18 protein-coding genes are annotated in these 14,866 nt (G+C 64.2%); 7 read left to right on the forward strand and 11 right to left on the reverse strand.

Annotation, left to right across the window (positions count from 1 at the left end; translation table 11 throughout):
- Window positions 1–123 precede the first annotated feature (123 nt).
- Window positions 124–1,380, reverse strand: coding sequence for a serine hydrolase (locus GGD65_RS27410; RefSeq protein ID WP_183237210.1), 1,257 nt, complete (start codon window positions 1,378–1,380; stop codon window positions 124–126).
- A gap of 240 nt (window positions 1,381–1,620) precedes the next feature.
- Here GGD65_RS27410 and GGD65_RS27415 point away from each other — a divergent pair, with 240 nt between their 5' ends.
- Window positions 1,621–1,971, forward strand: coding sequence for an AraC family ligand binding domain-containing protein (locus GGD65_RS27415; protein ID WP_183237211.1), 351 nt, complete (start codon window positions 1,621–1,623; stop codon window positions 1,969–1,971).
- Window positions 1,972–1,995: 24 nt separating this feature from the next.
- Here GGD65_RS27415 and GGD65_RS27420 read toward each other — a convergent pair whose 3' ends face one another.
- The 3 genes from GGD65_RS27420 to GGD65_RS41010 are packed head-to-tail and all read right to left on the reverse strand — an operon-like array spanning window position 1,996 to window position 3,019.
- Window positions 1,996–2,358 (reverse strand): helix-turn-helix transcriptional regulator, encoded by a 363-nt coding sequence (locus GGD65_RS27420; RefSeq protein ID WP_183237212.1) that lies wholly within the window; start codon window positions 2,356–2,358, stop codon window positions 1,996–1,998.
- Window positions 2,358–2,786 carry a hypothetical protein gene (locus GGD65_RS41005; RefSeq protein WP_312017732.1) on the reverse strand — a complete coding sequence of 143 codons (429 nt, stop codon included), beginning with the start codon at window positions 2,784–2,786 and terminating at the stop codon, window positions 2,358–2,360. Before GGD65_RS41005 ends, GGD65_RS27420 begins: the two co-directional genes overlap by 1 nt.
- Complete coding sequence (locus GGD65_RS41010) at window positions 2,678–3,019, reverse strand: hypothetical protein (RefSeq protein WP_312017734.1); 342 nt, start codon at window positions 3,017–3,019, stop codon at window positions 2,678–2,680. The genes GGD65_RS41005 and GGD65_RS41010 overlap by 109 nt, the downstream gene beginning before the upstream one ends.
- A gap of 301 nt (window positions 3,020–3,320) precedes the next feature.
- On the opposite strand from GGD65_RS41010, the gene GGD65_RS27430 reads away from it, so the two are divergent.
- Window positions 3,321–3,668, forward strand: coding sequence for a hypothetical protein (locus GGD65_RS27430; RefSeq protein WP_183237213.1), 348 nt, complete (start codon window positions 3,321–3,323; stop codon window positions 3,666–3,668).
- A gap of 35 nt (window positions 3,669–3,703) precedes the next feature.
- Here the strand turns inward: GGD65_RS27430 and GGD65_RS27435 are convergent, their stop codons facing one another.
- Both GGD65_RS27435 and guaA read right to left on the reverse strand, forming a co-directional pair.
- Complete coding sequence (locus GGD65_RS27435) at window positions 3,704–4,603, reverse strand: HNH endonuclease (RefSeq protein ID WP_183237214.1); 900 nt, start codon at window positions 4,601–4,603, stop codon at window positions 3,704–3,706.
- A gap of 51 nt (window positions 4,604–4,654) precedes the next feature.
- Window positions 4,655–6,253: a glutamine-hydrolyzing GMP synthase gene (guaA, locus tag GGD65_RS27440; RefSeq protein ID WP_179730755.1), complete on the reverse strand. Its 1,599-nt coding sequence runs from the start codon at window positions 6,251–6,253 to the stop codon at window positions 4,655–4,657.
- A gap of 150 nt (window positions 6,254–6,403) precedes the next feature.
- On the opposite strand from guaA, the gene GGD65_RS27445 reads away from it, so the two are divergent.
- From GGD65_RS27445 to GGD65_RS27455, 3 genes are all read left to right on the forward strand, one after another.
- Window positions 6,404–6,775: a nuclear transport factor 2 family protein gene (locus tag GGD65_RS27445; protein WP_183237215.1), complete on the forward strand. Its 372-nt coding sequence runs from the start codon at window positions 6,404–6,406 to the stop codon at window positions 6,773–6,775.
- A gap of 179 nt (window positions 6,776–6,954) precedes the next feature.
- Window positions 6,955–7,287, forward strand: a complete 333-nt coding sequence (locus GGD65_RS27450; protein WP_183237216.1) for a DHCW motif cupin fold protein — start codon at window positions 6,955–6,957, stop codon at window positions 7,285–7,287.
- 266 nt (window positions 7,288–7,553) lie between these two features.
- Complete coding sequence (locus tag GGD65_RS27455; RefSeq protein WP_008141931.1) at window positions 7,554–7,763, forward strand: cold-shock protein; 210 nt, start codon at window positions 7,554–7,556, stop codon at window positions 7,761–7,763.
- Between the two features lie 204 nt (window positions 7,764–7,967).
- On the opposite strand, the gene GGD65_RS27460 is transcribed toward GGD65_RS27455, so the two are convergent.
- The gene (locus tag GGD65_RS27460; RefSeq protein WP_183237217.1) at window positions 7,968–9,269 is read right to left on the reverse strand and encodes an RsmB/NOP family class I SAM-dependent RNA methyltransferase; all 1,302 of its coding nucleotides are present in this window, start codon (window positions 9,267–9,269) and stop codon (window positions 7,968–7,970) included.
- A gap of 32 nt (window positions 9,270–9,301) precedes the next feature.
- Window positions 9,302–9,724 (reverse strand): MAPEG family protein, encoded by a 423-nt coding sequence (locus GGD65_RS27465; RefSeq protein ID WP_183237218.1) that lies wholly within the window; start codon window positions 9,722–9,724, stop codon window positions 9,302–9,304.
- 171 nt (window positions 9,725–9,895) lie between these two features.
- On the opposite strand from GGD65_RS27465, the gene GGD65_RS27470 reads away from it, so the two are divergent.
- Window positions 9,896–10,510 carry an acriflavin resistance protein gene (locus GGD65_RS27470; RefSeq protein WP_183237219.1) on the forward strand — a complete coding sequence of 205 codons (615 nt, stop codon included), beginning with the start codon at window positions 9,896–9,898 and terminating at the stop codon, window positions 10,508–10,510.
- Window positions 10,511–10,579: 69 nt separating this feature from the next.
- Window positions 10,580–11,422 (forward strand): metallophosphoesterase, encoded by an 843-nt coding sequence (locus GGD65_RS27475; protein ID WP_183237220.1) that lies wholly within the window; start codon window positions 10,580–10,582, stop codon window positions 11,420–11,422.
- A gap of 10 nt (window positions 11,423–11,432) precedes the next feature.
- Here the strand turns inward: GGD65_RS27475 and GGD65_RS27480 are convergent, their stop codons facing one another.
- The 3 genes from GGD65_RS27480 to guaB all read right to left on the reverse strand — a co-directional run bounded on the left by GGD65_RS27480 (window position 11,433) and on the right by guaB (window position 14,663).
- A complete protein-coding gene (locus GGD65_RS27480) occupies window positions 11,433–11,732 on the reverse strand; it encodes a hypothetical protein (RefSeq protein WP_092252700.1) in 300 nt (99 codons plus the stop codon).
- Window positions 11,733–11,902: 170 nt separating this feature from the next.
- Window positions 11,903–12,925 (reverse strand): NADP-dependent oxidoreductase, encoded by a 1,023-nt coding sequence (locus tag GGD65_RS27485; RefSeq protein ID WP_179730763.1) that lies wholly within the window; start codon window positions 12,923–12,925, stop codon window positions 11,903–11,905.
- A 244-nt stretch (window positions 12,926–13,169) separates the two neighbouring features.
- Window positions 13,170–14,663: an IMP dehydrogenase gene (gene guaB / locus GGD65_RS27490; RefSeq protein ID WP_018317668.1), complete on the reverse strand. Its 1,494-nt coding sequence runs from the start codon at window positions 14,661–14,663 to the stop codon at window positions 13,170–13,172.
- Between the last annotated feature and the right edge of the window lie 203 nt (window positions 14,664–14,866).

The raw sequence follows: 14,866 nt of genomic DNA on the forward strand, positions 1-14,866 counted from the left end.
CGATCTTGCGGTTTGAGAGGATATCGCGGCATTCGCCGGCCCCGTAGGGCGGATTACGAAGCGTAATCCGCGATCTGAACGAGAGCGGCGGATTACGCCTTGCGGCTAATCCGCCCTACGCACCTATCCCGCCATCAGCGCCTTCGCCAACGCCATATAAGCCGGCAACGTCACGGGATCGTTGGCGGCGTTGCCCGCGACGGGGTGCGATGCGTAGCGTGCGATCACCATCTCGGCCTTGGGATCGACATAGATGCTCTGGCCGTAAACGCCGCGCGCCATGTAGGCGCCGTGGGCGTTGTGGCTGACCCACCATTGGTTGCGGTAGGAGGCGCCGGGCAAGGTGATGTAGCCGGCGGGCTTGAATTTTTCGGGATCGCCGCCGCGCGCGATGTCCTCGACCACGGATGAAGGCACGATCTGCCGGCCGTTGAAGCGGCCATGGTTGCGCATGGTCTCGCCGAAGCGGGCAAGATCGCGCAGTGTCGTGGAAAGACCGCCGCCGCCGCTTTCGGTGCCGATGCGGTCGACGTGATAATATGCATCCTCCTCCGCACCCATCGGCTGCCAGATGCGCTCGGACAGAAAATCGGACAGCGTCATGCCGCTGGCGCGCCTGATGATCCAGGCCAGCACGTCGGTGTTGACGGTCTTGTACGCAAAGACCTTGCCGTGCTCGCCCTGCTTCTTCTGCGCCACGAGGAAATCGAAGATGGTGGTCGGGCCATCATAATCGGGCTCGATCGGCGCCATGCCGTTGGCACGCCGCAAGCCCCACACGGCGGAATTCTTGTCGGTGTAGACTTCGGTGTATGCGAGCCCCGTGGTCATATCCATGACCTCGTGCACGCGCGCATCTCCTAACGCGCTGGCCTTCAGCTCCGGCACGTACTCCGTGACAGGCGCCTGCGGATCGATCCTGCCATCGGCCACCAGGATGCCGGCAAGCACGCCGGTAAACGACTTCGTCACCGACATTCCGATGTGCGGCTTGTGCGGTTTCAACGCGCCAAAATAGCGCTCATAGATCAGCTTGCCCCGATGCAGCACCGCGATGCCGTCGGTGTAGGTCTCCTCCAGCATCTTTGCGAAGGTCATCGGGCGGCCATCCATCGTGGTGGATGCGACCGCGCCGATGTCGTGGTCCTCGCGCGGCAGCGGCGAGGCCGGCCCTACCCCGCGCCAGACGTTCACCGTCGGTACCAGCTGCCGGACATTGCTCCACGCCCAGCGCAGCTCGGGAAAGCTGCGGAACGAGCCGTTCTGGAAGGTGATGGTGCGGTCCGGCGCCGGCGGGAAACCCTTCATCCAGCCGAGGGTTTCGGGGTCGGTCTCGGCGGCGGTTGCGGGCTGTTGGCTGGGGGCGATCGCAGTGGACATGCAAGCTGGCTCCGGAGAGGACGATGCGGATGTCGTATCACGGCAGAACGTGACGGAGATCCGACGTTTGCGCCGGGTCCCTGCGCGCCGATCGGGCAATCGTTCATCGCCAGAGGTGCGGCAAAGATCTCCTGATGCATGGCGCTGCGTCAAACCGCCCCGCGGCGGTGTTGAACAAACACCGGCTTCAGGCGTCTACCGTCCCACCCTGTCAAGTCAGGCGCAGAACGGAAGGATCCCATGAAGGTTCGCAAGTTTGCCGTGGCGGATGCGTCGTTCGAACGCTCGCCCGGGCAGGACGGAGACATTTTCGCAGGCAATGTGATCGACCAACGCCACGGCGGCCCGATCACCATCGGATTCGGCCGCTATGCGCCGAACCAGAACCTCGATGAAAAGCTCGCTGTGGACGATGTCATGCTCGTGCTGGAGGGCGAGCTGTCGGTGTCGAGTGCAGCCGGCACCGTCACCGCCGGCCCCGGCGAGATCGTCTACATGCCCAAGGGCGAGAAGGTCACCATCCGCTCGCACGAGCAAGGCGCCGTCACGGCCTATGTCACCTATCCACATTGGCAGGAGGCGCATGAGTGAGACGTTTCGGGATCGGTACAGCTCTCAGGCCCTCTTGCCGCTCCGCTTTGTCAGCGGTGCATTGCGCCGCTCCCGCTTGCCGCGCGCGATCTCCGTCGCCAGCGCGTCCAGCTTCGGCTCCCAGAAAGTCCTGAACCGACCGACCCACACATCCACCGCCTGAAGTCCGGCCACGTCGACCGAGTAGAGGCGTCGTTGCGCGTCCGCCCGAACGGTCGCAAAGCCGCTCTCGCGCAGCACCTTCAGATGCTGCGACACGGCGGCTTGCGTGATGCCGAATTCGGCGCCGATCGCCTCCACGACCTCCCCGGAGGCCATCTCTCTCGGGGCGAGCAGTTCGAGGATGCGTCGGCGCACGGGATCGGCGAGGACTTCGAAGACGTGCATCAGCTTCCTGTGCCGGGGTGAGCGGTGTCAGGCGGCATCTCGCCGCGATAAAAGGCAATGGTGCGGTCCGAGCGCTCCTTCGCCGAGGCCGCATCGACCCCGCTGGCGACATGCGCAGCGCGCCACAACTCACCGCTCCCGGTCATGAATTCCTTGCCCTCGGCCGAGCCCATCCACGCCTCGGCCGTCTCGTGGTCGACCGATGCCCCCGTCGCAACGTATCGCTCGAGCCCGGCAATGGCGAGGTCCCAACCGATGCCGACCGCACCCGGACCGAACTGATTCCAATGATCCTCAATGATCGCGCTGTGCTCAAGCGTCAAGCGCGCCTGGCTCCGTTCTGCCGCCAGCGTGACGTCGATCCAGCTGACCGCGCCTGCAAACTCCCACGTCGCCGCGAAATGAGTTGGCGGCGCACAGGCCGTGATGGTGCCGCCCGCATTGCCCTTGAGCTGATATCTTCCGCCGAGCTGGAGATCTCCCCCACCGGCAGAAACCAGCGCGGGATGCGTTCCCTGCTCGTCACCGCATCCCAGAGGTCGTCGACGCTGGTGTCGTAGAGCCGCGTCAAGGTGACCGCACTGGCCGCCTTCCCGTCCTTCTCGAAATTGCGCACCGAACGCGTGACAAGTCCCAACACCCTGGCAACGTCGATCTCCATCCCGGACCTCCCGTTTGGTTTCGGGGAAGGAATATCGGCATATGCTTATATAAGTCAATACTTATATTAAGATCGCGTCTCGGTTAGCGCGCAGGGTTCCGCTGCGCAGTTTGAGCGCGAGCGCGCCGAACTTCGAGCGCTTCATCCTCGACCTCGTGGACTTCAACCGTGGTTGATGCGCCCCCGGCGGCAAAGCGCGCTTGCGCTGGCGTTACCTCAGTACCGATGCTACGAGGCTGCACGCACAGGATGAATCACGGATGACTTCTCATGGAAGTCCATTCTCGAACGGAATCCAGGAATGAATGTAACGGTGTCGATCGTCGTCCTCGCTGCCGAGCTTGTCGTCAGCGCGCTGAGTGCCTTCATCTCAATTGCCGCGCTTGGCTTTGCAGGAGAGGCCACCCGATCCAGGGACCTGACGGCCTTCGGCTGGATCCTCGGGGCTCTCTACATCATCGTCGCCCTGACGCCCCTCATCGCAACCGCATGGGTGGCTTACAGGCGGTTCGTTTCGGACAAGGCATTTCCGGCGCTCGAAGTCATCTCGTCGCCATACCTGGTCCCGGTGGTGCTGTTGGTCGGTGCAGCGATTTTCTGTGTCGGGCTGCTGGCGTTCCAGAACGGCGCGGGGTTGGCGCCAAGATAGGTGCCCATCCTACGCGTTGACCTCGCTCGCTTTCCCTATTGCTTGAAGCAATGTTCGCGATGCCATTTCAGGAAGTGCGGGTGTGGGCGATCTGATATTCGCCGCGGCGCAAGTGCGTGCCCCGTCTTATTGATGATTGATCGCGCGCCGTCCGGGTCGTTTGTCTGGCGCGAGATCAATATCTTCAAATCGTCCGCCAGGCTAATGAGGCCGCGATCGAACATCCAATGCGCGGTACCACAAACTGCGATGCCATTGCTGATGATGTCAGGTCCACGCGCCTCGACCGGTCGTATGTGAGCGGCTGCGACCTCGGCACGCCCCATTCCATTGATAAGCTTTAGCCCGGTGATGGCACAACGCTCATCGTAGGCGCGAAGCACGACGCGACGGAAGACTCGATCGCGCAAAATCCTAGATACCGTCACGTTGATGCGCTCGCGCTGCTGTTCGAACCTGAACGGCACCGCCTCCTCGTTAAGGTCGAGTGGACGGACATCGTCATCGCGTCGCGGCAACAGCAGCGCATTCTCCGCCAAACCAAGTTCACATATTCTGTTGAAGTCGCCGGGGGAGATTGGACGGACTGCAGACTGAGCGCGTCCTGAAATTCGTCCTTGCTCATTCAGGACGCCGCGCTCTACGGGACCAGTTGGCCCGTTGAAGGGGACCGGATTGGCGAAATCGAGGTAACTTCCGGGTTCGATCAGAGCCAAATACATTCCCGAAGTACCTGGGTCGGGAATAACCTGCTGAACCCGCGCAATCGCGAAGTAGCCCCGCGTCTCAGCGACCTTGCTCGGTTCGTAGTAGATTATCCAATCACCGACGCAGGCTTCAACGCGGCGAAGATACTGGCTAGGAAATTGATACTGTTCAGCGGGGCTGTCATCGTAGATCGAGTCCGATCGATGGATGAATACCCCAAATCCCATGATCTAAGCGACGCCGCCTCCCCGAAGCGCTTGAGATTGAAAGGGCACCCCCTACTCCCACTCAATCGTCCCAGGCGGCTTGCTCGTCACATCGTACACCACCCGGTTCACGCCCTTCACCTCGTTGATGATGCGCGTGGCGGTCTCCCCTAAGAACTTCATGTCGAACTGGTAGAAGTCCGCGGTCATGCCGTCGGTGGAGGTGACGGCGCGGAGGCCAACCACGTAATCATAGGTGCGGCCGTCGCCCATGACGCCCACCGTCTTGACCGGGAGCAGCACGGCAAAAGCCTGCCAGATCTCGTCGTAGAGGCCGTGCTTGCGGATCTGGTCGATGTAGACGGCATCGGCTTTGCGCAGGATGTCGAGCTTGTCCCTGGTGATGTCGCCGGGGCAGCGGATGGCGAGGCCCGGGCCCGGGAACGGGTGGCGGCCGACGAAGATTTCGGGCAGGCCGAGCTCGCGGCCGAGCTTGCGCACCTCGTCCTTGAAAAGCTCACGCAGCGGCTCGACGAGCTTCATGTTCATGCGCTCGGGCAGACCGCCGACATTGTGGTGCGACTTGATGGTGACTGAAGGTCCGCCGGTGAAGGACACGCTCTCGATCACGTCGGGATAGAGCGTGCCCTGCGCCAGGAAGTCGGCGCCGCCGATCTTCTTGGCTTCCTGCTCGAACACCTCGATGAAGAGGCGGCCGATGGTCTTGCGCTTGGTTTCGGGATCGGTGACGCCTTCGAGCTCGCCGAGGAATTGCTTCGAGGCGTCCACGTGCACGAGCGGGATGTTGTAGTGGTGGCGGAACAGGTCGACCACCGTCTTGGCTTCGTCGAGGCGCAGCAGGCCATGATCGACGAACACGCACGTCAGCTGGTCGCCGATCGCCTCATGGATCAGCACGGCCGCGACGGCGGAATCGACGCCGCCGGAGAGGCCGCAGATCACCTTGCCCTTGCCGACCTGCTGGCGGATCTTGGCAATCTCCTCCTCGCGGAAGGCGCGCATGGTCCAGTCGCCGGTGAGCCCGGCGATCTTGCGCACGAAGTTGCGGATGAGTTTTGCGCCGTCGGGCGTGTGCACCACTTCGGGGTGGAACATCAGGCCGTAATATTTGCGCTTCTCGTCCTGGATGATCGCGAACGGCGCGTTCGGCGAGGTGCCCGCGACCGAGAAGCCCGGCGGCATCTTGGTGATGCGGTCGCCGTGGCTCATCCAGACCTGGTTCTTGCCGCCCGATGACCAGACGTCCTCGAACAGCTTGCTCGGCGCCTTCACCTCGACATCGGCGCGGCCGAATTCGCGGTGATGGCCGCCCTCGACCTCACCCCCGAGCTGCGCCGCCATGGTCATCTGGCCGTAGCAGATGCCCATCACGGGCACGCCGGAATCGAAGATCGCTTGCGGGGCGCGAGGCGAGCCGGCCTCGTGGACCGACTCGGGGCCGCCCGAGAGGATCACCGCCTTCGGCTTCATCTCATTGAAGGCGGCTTCGGCCTTGTTGAAAGGGACGATCTCGCAATAGACGCCGTCCTCGCGCACGCGACGCGCGATCAGCTGCGTCACCTGGCTGCCGAAGTCGACGATGAGAATCTTGTCGTGCGCCGAGGCCACCGAGGGCGTCGACGCGGAGCGGTCGTTCTGTGCTGCTGTCATGGCCAGCAGATACGCGACGGGGGCTTTTCCCGCAACCACGCGGGCCGCGCGCCCACATTCTTCTTTGGGCATGGACAAGACGGATATAGGTAAGTATCATTGACCTAATTTGCCCCAATCCTCAAACGGGGCCCGATCAGGGAGAACGCCATGTCACAGCATCATCAGCCATCATCACTTGCCGCCCTCGGCCGGACCTGGGTCGAGGCCTGGAACGCGCGCGATCTCGAGCGCGTGCTCGCGCTCTATGACGAGGCCGCCGTGATGACCTCGGACCGCATTCCGGCGCTGGGGTTCGATGCCAGCGGCACCGTACGGGGCAAGAACGCTTTGCGCGCCTATTGGGGGAAGGCGCTCGGGCTGGTGCCGGAGCTGCATTTTTCGCTGATCGAATTGTTCGTCAGCCCTGATAGCGTCGTGGTGTTCTATGCGAACGAGCGCGGCAAGAAGATCTGCGAATATCTGCGGGTGAATGACGCGGGCCTGATCGTGCAGGGCTCGGCGAACCATTTGCCCCACTAGCCCATCCTCGTCATTGCGAGCGCAGCTCTCGTAGGGTGGGCAAAGGCGCGCTTGCGCCGTGCCCATGATCTCTTTCAAGATCCCGAGATATGGTGGGCACGCATCCGCTTCGCTCTTCGAGCGCACCGGAAGCTTTGCCCACCCTACGAGACTGCCGGCTCTGAAACAGGACCTCCCCCATGAAACTCCCCGCCTCCCCCTTTACCGTCACCGACTGGAGCAAGGTCGAGGCCACCACGCATCCCGGCGAGACCGGCCAAGCCAAGTGGCGCACGCTCAACATCGGCGATCTCCGGGTGCGGATGGTCGAGTATTCGCCGGGCTATTTGGCCGACCATTGGTGCGATCGCGGCCACGTGCTCTACGTGCTCAAGGGCGAGCTCGACAGCGAGCTGCGCGACGGGCGCAAATTCAAGCTCACGGCGGGGATGAGCTACCAGGTCTCGGACTACGGCGACGCCGCGCACCGGTCCTCGACCGCGACCGGGGCGACGCTTTTCATCGTGGACTGAGATCGGCCGGGCGGTTAATTTGCACCGCAAAATAGCAAAGTCGCGCGACGCGCCGGGTCACGGGTGGTGCCTTGAACTGGCCCCAAATTCTCGCTATATTGTGATCATCGATACTTGGCCGAACGACTGGGCCGCTTCGCTTCGTTGCTGACGGGCGCGCACGCTTCAGATGAATTCTCCAAACATCGACTCATCAGGGACTATGGGCGCAATGCTGCGTACCGGTCCGCGTGCGTACTCAATCTAACTAACTAAAGGAAATTCCCATGGCTATGGGCACCGTGAAGTGGTTCAACACCCAAAAGGGTTATGGTTTCATCCAGCCGGATGACGGCCAGAAGGACGTGTTCGTGCACATCAGCGCCGTCGAGCGCGCTGGCCTCTCTTCCCTCAACGAGGGTCAGAAGGTCTCGTTCGACATCGTCGCCGATCGTCGCAGCGGCAAGTCCTCGGCTGACAATCTCCGCGTCGGCTAACGCCCGCGCACCGTTCTGACCACGGACGTACCGGCAGAACGTCAAGTTAGAAAACCCCGCGACCGGGATCCGGTCTGCGGGGTTTTTGTTTTGGGGGGTGGAACCCCGTCGGCTAGCATGATTCCGTAGGGTGAGCGCACTTCGCGCGCCGTGCCCACGCCTTCCAACAACGGCAAATGGTGGGCACGCTTCGCTTTGCCCACCCTACGAGACCTTTTTCAGGATCGAGACGAAGAACCCATCCGTCCCGGTCCGCCGCGGCGTCATCAGCAAGCCCTCGGGCGATTGCAGCGCGGCCTCGCCAAACGCCTCCGCCTTGTCCCACAGCACGCTCGCGGTCTGCTCGGGTGGCACGGGCGCGAACTCGGGGTGGCGCGCGACGAACGCCCTCACCTGTTCGCCGTTTTCTTCCGACAGCACCGAGCAGGTGATGTAGGCGATGCGGCCGCCCGGCTTCACCAGCGGCACCGCGCGCTCCAGCACCTCGGCCTGGTCGCGCAGGCGAATCTCCAGCGCGCCCGGACGCATGCGCCATTTCGCGTCGGGGTTACGGCGCCAGGTTCCGGTTCCCGTGCAGGGCGCATCGATCACGACGAGGTCGGCGGTGCTGCGGATATCGGCCAGCGGATCGGCCTCGCCCTTGGGCGTGCGGACATCGGCATTGTGCACGCCCGCGCGCGACAGCCGTTCGTGGATCGGCGCGAGCTGGCGCTTGTCGCTGTCGGTCGCGATCAGCCGGCCCTTGCCCTGCATCAGGGCGGCGAGCGCCAGGGTCTTGCCGCCGGCGCCGGCGCAGAGGTCGATCACCTGCTCGCCGGGTTTTGCCGCGGTGAATTGGGCCGCCAGCTGCGATCCCTCATCCTGCACTTCAATCCCGCCCTTGATGAAATCCTCTTCGGCCTGGATCCCGGGGTTGCGCGCATCGGCCGAAAGCGCGATGCGCAGGCCGGTTGCCGACCAAGGCGTCGGTTTCGCATGAAGATGAGCAAGCGACTGCAGCGCCTTGTCGCGATTGGACTTTAGCGTGTTGACGCGCAGGTCGAGCGGCGCCCGGCTCGCCATTGCGGCGGCCTCCGCGGCGCGGTCCTCGCCGAACACTTTGGCCAGGTGCGGATCCAGCCATTCGGGATAGTCGCCGGCGATCGCGGCCGGCGCGTCCTTCAGGGACCGCTGGCTGAGCGCCGCCTGCTCAGCCTCGGTCAGCGGCGCCGGCGCAAAGCGGCTGCCGTCGAACAAGGCGCCCATGGTGGCCGTGTCCATGTCGCGTTCGAGCCGGAGCATGCCGATCAGCCTGGCACGCGCGGTATCGGAATCCATCAGGAACGCGCTCGAAGCGTAGCGGCGCAGCACGTCCCAGACGAGGCCGGCGATGGCGGCGCGGTCGCCCGAGCCGGCAAAGCGGTGCGCGGTACCCCACTCCTTCAGCGCCTTGGCCGCGGGCACGCGGTCTTTCTCGATGGTGTCGATCAGTTCGATGGCTGCGGAGAGCCGGGCAGCGGGAGTCATTTGAATCTTTCAGATGGCATTGGCGGATGCGCCTAGATCAGCAACAGCATTTTCAGCGCGAAGTAGATCCACATCGCCAGCAGCACCAGCGCGCCGGCGAGCCAGACCGTGGAGCGCCGGCCGAGATCGTTCGAGGAGACGAACACGCCGGCATGGACAAAGCGCGTCACCACGAACACCCAGGACATCAGCACGATGAAGAGATCGGCATGGCGCAGTGGCAGCGCCAGCGCGATCAGGACGTAGAGCAGGACCGGCAGCTCGAACTGGTTGCGGTAGCAATTGGCGATCTGCGTGGCGCCCTTCGGCCAGTTCGGCTCGCCGAGCGCAATGTCGCGGATCTTGGTCTCGCCGGAGACCAGCGTCTTGCGGCGCGCGAAAACCATGCCGATCAGCAGCGCGAAGGTGAGGCCGATCTGGACGAAGACCGGCAGCAAGACCATTTGAACGGACATCGGAACTTTCCCATCCGGCGGGCGGCGCCGGACCGTCCATTAGCTGCCGCTCCTCGTCCTGACAATCAACGAGTTGAACCGGCGTTCCCGCTCTCGCGACCAACCACCGATAGTTAAAGCGATTTCGGCCCGTTTTCGGGGCCTAAGGCGAGATCGAGGCGAGATGGCGCCATGACCACCCTGTCCAGCCTTTGGACCGAATCCGCCGACGGCCGGCTTGGTATCCTGATGTCGGCGCTGTCAGGTATCGCGATGGCGCTTGCGGTCGCGCTGGCGATGACGGTTTACTTTCGCCTGAGCTACCGAACCTGGCGCGATGTCGTCAGGCATGGTCTCGCCGCTCTGGCCGCGACGGCTTTGTTCGCCTTTGCCGCCTACGACATGCGCCACGCCGCGCTCGCCTATCTCGGCCTCAACCCGTCCAAGCCCGCCGTCGAGTTCGAAATCCGCATGCCCCGGGCGATGCTGACGGCGGTGACCGACAGCCAGATCGAGCTGCATACCGACCGCAACCAGACGCTGGCGCTGGTCGAGGGCGTGCGCGACCTCTCGGACGGCCGCGCGCTGCTGCGCGGCGCGGTCGCGCTCAACCACCGCACCGCGGACCGCGTGCTGGTCGTGAACCTGCCGGGCAAGGGCATTTTCGAGTTCCGTCTCCGTCTGCCCGTCGAGCCGCATCGCTCCGAGCAGTTTGGCCCCTGGCACCTCGCCGACCGCATCGCCTCGCCGCTCGCCGACACCGTCGCGCCGCAGGACGCCTACACGATCCGCTACCGCGTGCTTTAAACTTTGTTCGTTGCGATCCATGCCCGCGCCGTCATCGTTCCGACGCGCGAGCACGGGTACGATGATCGCATGTCCGAATTTCGCCTGACGCAGATTTCCGACACCCATCTCGGCCGACGCTTCCCCGGCCTGATCGCCAACTTCCAGGCGATCAGCGAGCATATCGCCGGCAACCGGCCCGATCTCGTGATCAACACCGGCGACGTCGCCTTCGACGGGCCGACCGGCCGCGACGATGTCGTCTTCGCAAAAGACCTGCACGACGCCCTGCCCGTCGCCTGCCGCTACCTCCCCGGCAATCACGACATCGGCGACAATCCGACCGCGGTCGGCCCCGCGCCGAAGCCGCCGGTCACGGAAGCGCACCGCCGGCAATTCTGCGACCTGATCGGCGAAGACCATTGGGCGTTCGAGGCCGGAGGCTGGCGCTTCATTGGCCTCAACTCGCTGGTGATGAACTCGGGGCTCGCCTTCGAGGCCGAGCAGTTCGACTGGCTGTCGCAGGAGATATCGCGCACGAACGACAGGCCGGTCGCGCTGTTCCTGCACAAGCCGCTATTTCTTAACCTGCCTGACGATCCCGAAACGCCGGAGACCGCGATCCGCTACGTGCCGCAGCCGGCCCGGGCCCGGCTGATCGAGATGCTCGGGACGATCGATCTGCGCCTCATCGCCAGTGGCCACGTGCACCAGCGGCGCGACTTCACCTATTGCCATACCCGCCATGTCTGGGCGCCGTCGGCCGGCTTCGTCATCAACGATCAGCGCCAGGACCGGATCGCGATCAAGGAGGTCGGGCTGTTGGAATACCGCTTCCGGCCCGACAGTTTTGAAGTCCGCCACGTCAGGGCCGCGGGCCAGGTCGATGTCGACATTGAGGAGTTGCTCGCCCAGATGGGCGGCGAGCATTAAGGCGCGCCGATCAGGCGACGCTCTTGAGGTCCTGCTGGATCGCGGCGAGCAAGGATTGCAGCGCCTCGCTGTTCACCGGCTTGGCCGCGAGATCATTGGCAGGCGGCTGCCTGACAGGCTGCGCGGCCTTGACCGGGCGCTTCGGGAACGGCGGGGGCGGCGCCGGCATCGAGGGGCGAGCAAGATCGCCCTCCTCGTCGACATGGACGAACTTGCCATGGATGACGTCGTCGTGGCGGCCCATGACGAACATGGCCAGCCAATAGCCGGCAGCAAGCAGGATAACGCAGAAAACACTGATCTCTAACATCGCAGCACCTAAAATATGCCCGATGATTCAATGCCTTCGCGATCCCGTCAATGAACAGCCGGTCACACCTGCGGCTTTTGCGGGCAGGTGTGACCATTTGGTGACTCTTTCTTAACTATCCCCACGAGGCCTGTGGCTCTGTAGCCACGTGAGTCCAAGACTCTGTCGCGCTAGGCCTTGTCCGGCCCGACGCGGACCAGCTGCTTGCCGAAATTGGCGCCCTTCAAGAGGCCCATGAAGGCGCCGGGCGCGCTGTCCAGGCCTTCGGTGACGAACTCCTTGTACTTGACCTTGCCGTCGCGGACCCATCCCGACATGTCGCGCAGGAAGTCGCCATGGCGGGAGGCGAAGTCGGAGACGATGAAGCCGCGGAAGGTCAGCCGCTTGGTCAGGGTCGCGCGCATCATGCTGGCCGCCCATTTCGGCGCCTTGGCTTCGGTGTCGTTGTAGTGCGCGATCAGGCCGCAGACCGGCACGCGCGCGAACGGATTGAGCAACGGGAACACCGCCTCGAACACGGCGCCGCCGACATTCTCGAAATACACGTCGATTCCCTTCGGGCAGGCGAATTTTAGCTTGGCCGGAAAATCAGTTTCGCGATGATCGAGACACTCGTCAAAGCCGAGCTCCTTCACCACGTAGGCGCACTTGTCCTTGCCTCCGGCGATGCCGACCGCGCGTGCGCCCTTGATCTTGGCGATCTGCCCCACCGCCGAGCCGACCGCACCGGAGGCGCCGGCAACGACGACGGTCTCGCCTGCTTGCGGCTTGCCGATGTCGAGGAGGCCCGTATACGCCGTCATGCCGGGCATGCCGAGCACGCCGATCGAGGTCGAGATCGGACCGAGCTTCGGATCGACCTTGATCAGGCCCTTGCCGTTCGAGATCGCGTGAGACTGCCAACCGGTTCGTGCACGGACGATGTCGCCCTTGGCGAAATCCGGATTGTTAGAGACCGCGACCTCGCTAACCGCCTCGCCTTCCATCACGCCGCCAACCGGCACCGGCGCGGCATAAGACGGACCATCACTCATGCGCCCGCGCATATAGGGATCGAGCGACAGCCAGATCGTGCGCAGCAGGACCTCGCCTGCCGCAGGCGTCGGGACCGCGAATTCCTCCAGGCGAAAATCAGATGCTTTGGGTTCGCCGACGGGACGCGCGGCGAGAACGATGCGCTTGGCTTGGGACATGGCTTCCTCCGATTGTTTTTCGACATGAACGGAAGCGGAGGGAGCGAGGCGCGTCAATACAAAAGCGGCGGAGCCACACACTCGCTGTCATCGCCCGACTTGATCGGGCGATCCAGTATTCTAGAGACGGTCGTAATTGAGCCGAGAAGCCGCGGCGTACTGGATGCCCCGGTCAAGCCGGGGCATGACACCGTCGTTGAGGCAAGCGCGTCGAAACTCACGCGCTCGCGAGATCGGAGCGGGACTAACCCCCGCCCGGATAGTTCGGGCTCTCGCGCGTAATGGTGACGTCGTGGACGTGGCTTTCGCGCAGGCCTGCACCGGTGATGCGGACGAACTGGGCCTTGTCGTGCAGTTCCTTCATGTCGCGTGCGCCGACATAGCCCATCGCGGCGCGCAAGCCGCCGGCGAGCTGGTGCATGACGTTGCCGACCGGGCCCTTGTAGGGCACCTGGCCCTCGATGCCCTCAGGCACGAGCTTGAGCGTGTCCTTGATGTCCTGCTGGAAGTAGCGATCGGCCGAGCCGCGCGCCATCGCGCCGACCGAGCCCATGCCGCGATAGGCCTTGTAGGAACGGCCCTGCCACAGGAACACTTCGCCTGGTGTCTCGTCGGTGCCGGCGAGCAGCGAGCCGACCATCGCGATGTCGGCGCCGGCGGCGAGCGCCTTGGCGAGGTCGCCGGAGAACTTGATGCCGCCGTCGGCGATGACGGGGATGTCGGCCTTCTTTGCAGCTTCCACCGCATCCATGATCGCGGTGAGCTGGGGCACGCCGACGCCGGCGACGATGCGCGTGGTGCAGATCGAGCCCGGACCGATGCCGACCTTGATGCAGTCAGCGCCCGCGTCGATCAGCGCCTGCGTGCCCTCGGTAGTGGCGACGTTGCCCGCGACGACCTGCACGGAGTTGGACAGTCGCTTGATGCGGTTGACGGCGTGCAGCACGTGACGGGAATGGCCGTGCGCGGTATCGACGACGACGAGATCGACGCCAGCATCGATCAGCCGCTCGGTGCGCTCGAAGCCGGTGTCGCCGACCGTGGTGGCGGCGGCAACGCGCAGGCGCCCCTGCGCATCCTTGCAGGCGAGCGGATGGGCGACCGCCTTCTCCATGTCCTTGACGGTGATGAGGCCGACGCAGCGATATTGCTCGTCGACCACGAGCAGCTTCTCGATGCGATGCTGATGCAGCATCCGCCGCGCCTCGTCCTGGCTGACATTCTCGCGCACCGTGACGAGGCCTTCATGCGTCATCAGCTCGGAGACTTTTTGCCGGCGGTCGGTGGCAAAGCGCACGTCGCGGTTGGTGAGGATGCCGACCAGCTTGCCCGGCGTATTCTTGCCGGCGCCGGTGACGACGGGAATGCCGGAGATGCCGTGATCGCTCATCAGCTTGAGCGCGTCGTCGAGCGTGGCCTCGGGGCTGATGGTGAGCGGGTTCACCACCATGCCCGACTCGTAGCGCTTGACCTGCCGCACCTGGGCGGCCTGCCCTTCGGGGTCGAAATTACGGTGGATGACGCCGAGGCCGCCGGCCTGCGCCATGGCGATCGCCATGCGGGCCTCGGTGACGGTGTCCATGGCGGAGGCCATGATCGGGATGTTGAGCGGAATGGCGCGGGTGACGCGCGAGCGGATGTCGACCTCGCCCGGCATGACGTCCGACAGGCCCGGCTTCAGCAACACGTCGTCGAACGTAAAGGCTTCGCGGATGCCCTGAAGTTGCACCGTGGCCATTTGCCAACTCCTTCCTGCGGCCTTGCCGCAAATGCTAATGGATGAGCGCCGCCCTCGGCGTACCTTGCGGCATCGCCTTGAGAATCGGAGCCCATCGGTGGGGTTGACGCGGGTCGATAGCACGGCCGCGTGACGAATCAAAGTAATTCGGACCGCTGGCCAGCCATGCACAGGCTTTTTTGGCCGATTCAGCCGAGCGGTGG

It is taken from the genome of Bradyrhizobium sp. CIR18 (genome assembly GCF_014198295.1).
Classification (GTDB): domain Bacteria; phylum Pseudomonadota; class Alphaproteobacteria; order Rhizobiales; family Xanthobacteraceae; genus Bradyrhizobium.

What these genes read in the sequence shown, in the direction of transcription:
- GGD65_RS27410 (WP_183237210.1), bottom strand. Translation starts at nt 1,380, where the DNA reads ATGTCCACTGCGATCGCCCCCAGCCAACAGCCCGCAACCGCCGCCGAG.
- GGD65_RS27415 (WP_183237211.1), top strand. Translation starts at nt 1,621, where the DNA reads ATGAAGGTTCGCAAGTTTGCCGTGGCGGATGCGTCGTTCGAACGCTCG.
- GGD65_RS27420 (WP_183237212.1), bottom strand. Translation starts at nt 2,358, where the DNA reads ATGCACGTCTTCGAAGTCCTCGCCGATCCCGTGCGCCGACGCATCCTC.
- GGD65_RS41010 (WP_312017734.1), bottom strand. Translation starts at nt 3,019, where the DNA reads ATGGAGATCGACGTTGCCAGGGTGTTGGGACTTGTCACGCGTTCGGTG.
- GGD65_RS27430 (WP_183237213.1), top strand. Translation starts at nt 3,321, where the DNA reads ATGAATGTAACGGTGTCGATCGTCGTCCTCGCTGCCGAGCTTGTCGTC.
- GGD65_RS27435 (WP_183237214.1), bottom strand. Translation starts at nt 4,603, where the DNA reads ATGGGATTTGGGGTATTCATCCATCGATCGGACTCGATCTACGATGAC.
- guaA (WP_179730755.1), bottom strand. Translation starts at nt 6,253, where the DNA reads ATGACAGCAGCACAGAACGACCGCTCCGCGTCGACGCCCTCGGTGGCC.
- GGD65_RS27445 (WP_183237215.1), top strand. Translation starts at nt 6,404, where the DNA reads ATGTCACAGCATCATCAGCCATCATCACTTGCCGCCCTCGGCCGGACC.
- GGD65_RS27450 (WP_183237216.1), top strand. Translation starts at nt 6,955, where the DNA reads ATGAAACTCCCCGCCTCCCCCTTTACCGTCACCGACTGGAGCAAGGTC.
- GGD65_RS27455 (WP_008141931.1), top strand. Translation starts at nt 7,554, where the DNA reads ATGGCTATGGGCACCGTGAAGTGGTTCAACACCCAAAAGGGTTATGGT.
- GGD65_RS27460 (WP_183237217.1), bottom strand. Translation starts at nt 9,269, where the DNA reads ATGACTCCCGCTGCCCGGCTCTCCGCAGCCATCGAACTGATCGACACC.
- GGD65_RS27465 (WP_183237218.1), bottom strand. Translation starts at nt 9,724, where the DNA reads ATGTCCGTTCAAATGGTCTTGCTGCCGGTCTTCGTCCAGATCGGCCTC.
- GGD65_RS27470 (WP_183237219.1), top strand. Translation starts at nt 9,896, where the DNA reads ATGACCACCCTGTCCAGCCTTTGGACCGAATCCGCCGACGGCCGGCTT.
- GGD65_RS27475 (WP_183237220.1), top strand. Translation starts at nt 10,580, where the DNA reads ATGTCCGAATTTCGCCTGACGCAGATTTCCGACACCCATCTCGGCCGA.
- GGD65_RS27480 (WP_092252700.1), bottom strand. Translation starts at nt 11,732, where the DNA reads ATGTTAGAGATCAGTGTTTTCTGCGTTATCCTGCTTGCTGCCGGCTAT.
- GGD65_RS27485 (WP_179730763.1), bottom strand. Translation starts at nt 12,925, where the DNA reads ATGTCCCAAGCCAAGCGCATCGTTCTCGCCGCGCGTCCCGTCGGCGAA.
- guaB (WP_018317668.1), bottom strand. Translation starts at nt 14,663, where the DNA reads ATGGCCACGGTGCAACTTCAGGGCATCCGCGAAGCCTTTACGTTCGAC.